Raw genomic sequence first — 5,651 nt, 5'->3', positions numbered from 1 at the left:
TCAGGTCATTGGTTTGATAACTGAACAGCACAGTGAGGCGAACCGTGACGACGACCGATAGCAGCAGCACCCCGAGCATCAGCCAGACCCCGACGCTGCGTCGACCGGTGAAATAGGCGCCGGTGATCCGCCAAAACTGGCGACCCCAAGGGGTGAGCAGTCGCAGTAGCGCCAGCACGATGATCACGCACACCGCGCTGATTACCCACGTCAAGGCGATCCAGGATAGTGAATCGGCGAGCGCGTGACCCCAGTCGATGGACGGTTTGAACAACTCCACGGTGCGGCTGCTCCTTCAGATTCCTACCTGCAGTGCCAGGCGTCGATCGGACAGCTGACTGACAAGACCTTCCCGCGAAGCTACCCGGGCACCGCGGCAGCACGCTGTGTGGGCTGGTGCGGCAAGATCATTCCGTCGAAATCGATGCCCACGCGCAAAAGTTGGCGTTGGGCACGATCAAACGTTGGCCGGCTCCCGCTCGATCCGGCGCAATTCCCACCTGCCCTCGCCGAGCAGCTCGAGCAAATGATCGTGGTGCTGTTCAACCGTGGGCCGATGGCTGACGCTGACCACGACACACTCCGGCAATTCGGTGCGCAGTAGCTGGTAAAGCGCGAATTCCAAACCCTCGTCAAGCGCCGAAGTGGCCTCATCGAGAAATACCGCCTGCGGCTTGGCAAGCAGGACACGGGCAAAAGCGACGCGCTGTTGCTCGCCAGGGGACAGCACCTTGGCCCAATCGCGCTCTTCATCGAGCCGGGTAGCCAGCGGGGCGAGCGCCACCTTGGTCAGCGCCTCTCGCACGGCGACGTCGGAGATGTCGGCTGACGAATTCGGGTAGCAGACCACGCCACGCAGGTCACCGAGCGGCACATATGGCAACTGCGACAAGAACATTGTGGCGTGCGCGCCGTCGGGCCGGCGCAGGGTGCCGGACGCGTAGGGCCACAGCTGCGCCAGACTGCGCAAAAGCGTGGTCTTGCCGGCTCCCGAACGCCCGGTAACGACCAGCGCGTCACCGCTGGCGAGGCGCACCTCGAGCGGGTCGATCAACTGCTCACCACTGGGCGCACGCACCTCGACGGCAGCAATTTCAACCGACCCGTGCTCGCTCGGCTGCACCGTCACCACGGGCAGTTCCCGACCGCGGGCGTTGGCGTCAACCAATCCATGCAACCGAATGATTGAAGCGCGAAATGAGGCGAAGTGGTTGTAGTGGTTGCGGAAAAACGATAGTGAATCCTGAATCGTGCCGAATGCGGTCGCGGTTTGGACCACGCCGCCTAAACCGATCTTGCCGACGAACAGCCGCGGCGCCTGAATGACCCACGGCAGCGGCACCATCGTCTGGGTGACCAACCAGTTCCAACCGGTGTAGCCGATGGTGCGGCTCACATAGCGGCGGTAGTTGTCGATAATCGGCGTAAAGCGCTGCCGCAATCGGGATCGCTCGGCAGCCTCACCGTGGTAGAACCCCACGGCTTCTGCGGCGTCACGTAAGCGCACCAACGCGTAACGAAAGGCAGCGTTGAGCTTCTCATTGGCGAAGCTCAACTTGATGAGGGGATGCCCGATCCAGAACGTGACGCTGCTCGCCATCAGCACATAGACGATGACGATCCAGAACATCGCGCGCGGAATGTCGACATGGAGCAGCGGAACCGTCAGCGTGCCCGAGAGGTTCCACAAGATCGCGGCGAACGAAATCACCGACACCACCGAATGCACAGCGCCGAGTAGCAGGGTTTGGCTTGTACCGATGGTCGGCACATTGGTAGTGGCGCCCGCACCGGCAGTGAATACGTCGATGTCCTGCTGGATGCGCTGGTCAGGGTTGTCGATCGTGTCGTCGATGAATCGAGCCCGGTAGTAGGCGTACCCGGTCAGCCAGTCGGCGATGAGGTGTTCGGTGAGCCACGCCCGCCACGCGATGATAAACCGCTGCATCAGGTAGAGGTCGACCATGGCCTCGGCGATGAAGATGGCGGCCAGGGTGCAAAATATCCATAGCGCCGTCCAAAAACCATGCACGCCTGATTGTTTGACCATTTCGTTCTGCGCACCAGAGCCGGTGAACGCTGTCTCCAACGCGTTGTACAAGTCCTTGCTGAAGTAGCTGAACAACACATTGACTCGCACCACCGTGACAACCGACAGCAACAGCACACCGAGCATCAGCCACACCCTGACCGACCGTGGACCAGTGAAGTAGCCACCGGTGATTCGCCAGTATTCGCGCCCCCACTGGGTGGTGAACCTGAGCACCACCAAGACGACAAGGACACAAACGGCGCTGATCACCCATGCCCGGGCGATCCACCACACTGAGTCGGGCACTGCGTGCCCCCAGTCGATGGATGGTTTGAACGGCTGTAGAACAGTCACGAAGTCTCCTCGCAGTCTGAGGCAGCACGCCCCGACGTCCCGTCGGAAAGCTTGTCGGGGAAGCTACCGGAGGCTTGCCGATAGGCTGCCGGAATGAGTTCCAATGGCGCAGCCACCGAAGCCTTTCACGCGGGGCGGCTTGTCGCCCGCCGGCTGAAAGCCAGCGGGATCCACACAGTCTTCACGTTGTCCGGTGGTCACTTGTTCTCCATCTACGACGGGTGTCGTAGCGAGGGCATCCGGCTGATCGACACCCGTCACGAGCAGACTGCCGCCTTCGCGGCCGAAGGCTGGTCGAAGGTGACGCGCCAACCGGGGGTCGCCGCACTGACCGCGGGTCCGGGCGTGACCAACGGGATGAGCGCGATGGCCGCCGCGCAGCAGAACTCCTCGCCGCTGCTGGTTCTCGGTGGTCGGGCGCCGGCGCAACGTTGGGGGATGGGGTCGCTGCAGGAGATTGACCATGTTCCGTTCGTCGCACCGCTGACCCGATTCGCCGCCACGGCCCCGTCGGCCGAGGCCGTCTGCGGGCTGGTCGACGAGGCGCTGCGGGCCGCGGTCGGCGCGCCGTCGGGTGTTGCGTTCATCGACTTTCCGATGGACCACGTCTTTGCCGTCGCCGCCGACGACGGACGTCCCGGTGCGCTGACCGACCTGCCGGTGCCACCGCTGGCTGACGGCGACGCACTCGACCGGGCGGCTGGTCTGCTGGCCACCGCGCGCCGTCCGGTGATCATGGCCGGCACCAACGTGTGGTGGGGTCACGCAGAAGCGGCGCTGCTCCGTTTGGCCGATCAGCGACGGATACCGGTGCTGATGAACGGCATGGCCCGCGGCACAGTGCCCGCGGATCATCCGCTGGCGTTCTCCCGGGCACGCTCAAAAGCCCTGGGACAGGCCGACGTTGCGGTCGTCGTGGGAGTGCCGATGGACTTCCGGCTGGGCTTTGGCGGGGTGTTCGGACCGGAGACGCAGCTGATTGTGGCTGATCGTGTCCAACCTGACCGTGAGCATCCACGGCCGATCGCAGCCGGTCTTTACGGCGACCTGTCGGCGACCCTGACCGCACTGAGCGAAACGACGACGGCCGGTCATGAGGATTGGGTCGCGGATTTGCGGGCAGCCGAGACGTCGGCCCGAGATCGCGAACACGCCGAACTGGCCGATGACCGCAGCCCGTTGCATCCGATGCGGGTCTACGCCGAGCTGGCGCCGCTGCTGGACCGCGACGCGATCATCGTCGTCGACGCTGGCGATTTCGGCTCCTATGCGGGCCGGGTCATCGACAGTTATGTGCCTGGCGCCTGGCTCGACAGCGGCCCGTTCGGTTGCTTGGGTTCGGGTCCGGGCTACGCGCTGGCCGCCAAACTGGCTCGGCCCGACCGCCAGGTCGTCTTGCTGCAAGGCGACGGCGCCTTCGGATTCAGCGGCATGGAATGGGACACCCTGGCGCGGCACAACGTGCCGGTCGTGTCAGTGATCGGTAACAACGGAATTTGGGCTTTGGAGAAGCACCCCATGGAGGCGTTGTACGGCTATTCGGTGGTGGCCGAACTGCGCCCCGAGACCCGCTATGACGAGGTGGTACGAGCGCTGGGTGGACATGGCGAGCTGGTGACAACGCCGGCCGAGCTTCGGCCCGCCTTGAAACGTGCCTTCGGCAGCGGCTTACCCGCCGTCGTCAACGTGCTCACCGACCCCGCTGTCGCCTATCCACGCCGATCCAATCTGGCGTGACGCCTGACGTACCGTTGAACTGTGCCGAAGACCACCAGCGCTCCCTCGGGCCGCCTCAGTAGCCGATTCTGGCGGCTGCTCGGCGCCAGCGCGGAGAAGAATCAAGGCCGTTCACTGGCCCAAGCCAGCGCTTCAGCGGAGTACGAGGAGAAAGCCGCCGGCCTCGACGACGAACAGTTGCGCAAAGCCACCGGTTTGCTCGACCTCGACGACCTCGCCGAAGCCGACGACATCCCACAGTTCCTCGCCATCGCACGGGAAGCGGCCGAACGCTCCACTGGGCTAAGGCCGTTCGATGTGCAGCTCCTCGGCGCGCTGCGCATGCTGGCCGGCGACGTGATCGAAATGGCCACCGGCGAAGGTAAAACGCTGGCCGGGGCGATTGCCGCCGCCGGGTACGCGTTGGGCGGCCGGCACGTTCACGTCGTCACCATCAACGACTACCTGGCCCACCGCGACGCCGAGTGGATGGGTCCGCTGCTGGAGGCGCTGGGCCTGACCGTCGGCTGGGTCACTGCTGAATCGACCGCCGACGAGCGTCGCGCGGCCTACAAGTGCAATGTCACCTACGCCTCGGTCAACGAGATCGGCTTCGACGTGCTGCGCGACCAGCTGGTCACCGATGTCGCCGACCTGGTGTCGCCGAACCCGGACGTGGCCCTCATCGACGAGGCCGACTCGGTCCTGGTCGACGAGGCGTTGGTCCCGCTCGTGTTGGCCGGAACCACCCACCGGGAGACGCCGCGGCTGGAGATCATTCAGCTGGTCGGTGAGCTGGTCGGCGCAGAGGCCGCCGACGAGTACTTTGCCACCGATTCCGATAGCCGCAACGTCCATCTGACCGAGGCCGGGGCGCACAAAGTCGAAAAGGAGCTCGGCGGAATCGATTTGTACTCCGAAGAGCATGTCGGCACCACGCTCACCGAGGTCAACGTCGCGTTGCACGCGCATGTCTTGCTGCACCGCGACGTGCACTACATCGTGCGCGACGACGCGGTGCGTCTGATCAACGCCTCCCGCGGCCGCATCGCCCAGCTGCAACGCTGGCCCGACGGTTTGCAGGCGGTGGTCGAGGCCAAGGAAGGCATCGAGACCACCGAGACCGGCGAAGTGCTGGACACCATCACGGTGCAGGCGCTGATCAACCGGTATCCGACGGTGTGCGGCATGACTGGCACCGCGCTGGCCGCCGGCGAACAGCTGCGGCAGTTCTACAAGCTCGGTGTTTCCCCGATACCGCCGAACACACCGAACATCCGCGAGGACGAGACCGACCGGGTCTACATCACCGCTGCGGCGAAAAACGACGCGATCATCGCCCACATCATCGACGTGCACGAGACCGGGCAGCCGGTCTTGGTCGGCACCCGTGACGTGGCCGAATCCGAAGAGCTGCACGAACGGCTGCAGCGTCGTGGTGTTCCGGCGGTGGTGCTCAACGCGAAGAACGACGCCGAGGAGGCCGGGGTGATCGCCGAGGCCGGCAAGCTCGGGGCGGTCACCGTCTCGACCCAAATGGCCGGCCGCG

3 protein-coding genes and 1 pseudogene are annotated in these 5,651 nt (G+C 64.8%); 2 read left to right on the top strand and 2 right to left on the bottom strand.

Features of this window, described 5'->3' with window-relative positions:
- Both WAN71_RS24715 and WAN71_RS24710 read right to left on the bottom strand, forming a co-directional pair.
- Positions 1-280, bottom strand: a pseudogene (locus WAN71_RS24715) (ABC transporter ATP-binding protein/permease); the annotation flags it as partial.
- A 177-nt stretch (positions 281-457) separates the two neighbouring features.
- Positions 458-2,386 carry an ABC transporter ATP-binding protein/permease gene (locus WAN71_RS24710; RefSeq protein ID WP_422227849.1) on the bottom strand — a complete coding sequence of 643 codons (1,929 nt, stop codon included), beginning with the start codon at positions 2,384-2,386 and terminating at the stop codon, positions 458-460.
- A gap of 93 nt (positions 2,387-2,479) precedes the next feature.
- Between WAN71_RS24710 and WAN71_RS24705 the strand changes: the two genes are divergently transcribed.
- Entirely contained in the window at positions 2,480-4,123 is a 1,644-nt protein-coding gene (locus tag WAN71_RS24705) for an acetolactate synthase (protein ID WP_422227848.1), read from the top strand.
- Between the two features lie 21 nt (positions 4,124-4,144).
- On the top strand, positions 4,145-5,651 hold a 1,507-nt coding region (gene secA2, locus WAN71_RS24700; protein WP_422227847.1), incomplete at its 3' end, for an accessory Sec system translocase SecA2.

This window comes from Mycobacterium sp. (genome assembly GCF_049280035.1).
Taxonomy (GTDB): Bacteria; Actinomycetota; Actinomycetes; order Mycobacteriales; family Mycobacteriaceae; genus Mycobacterium.
This window is presented reverse-complemented; position numbering and strand designations above follow the sequence as displayed.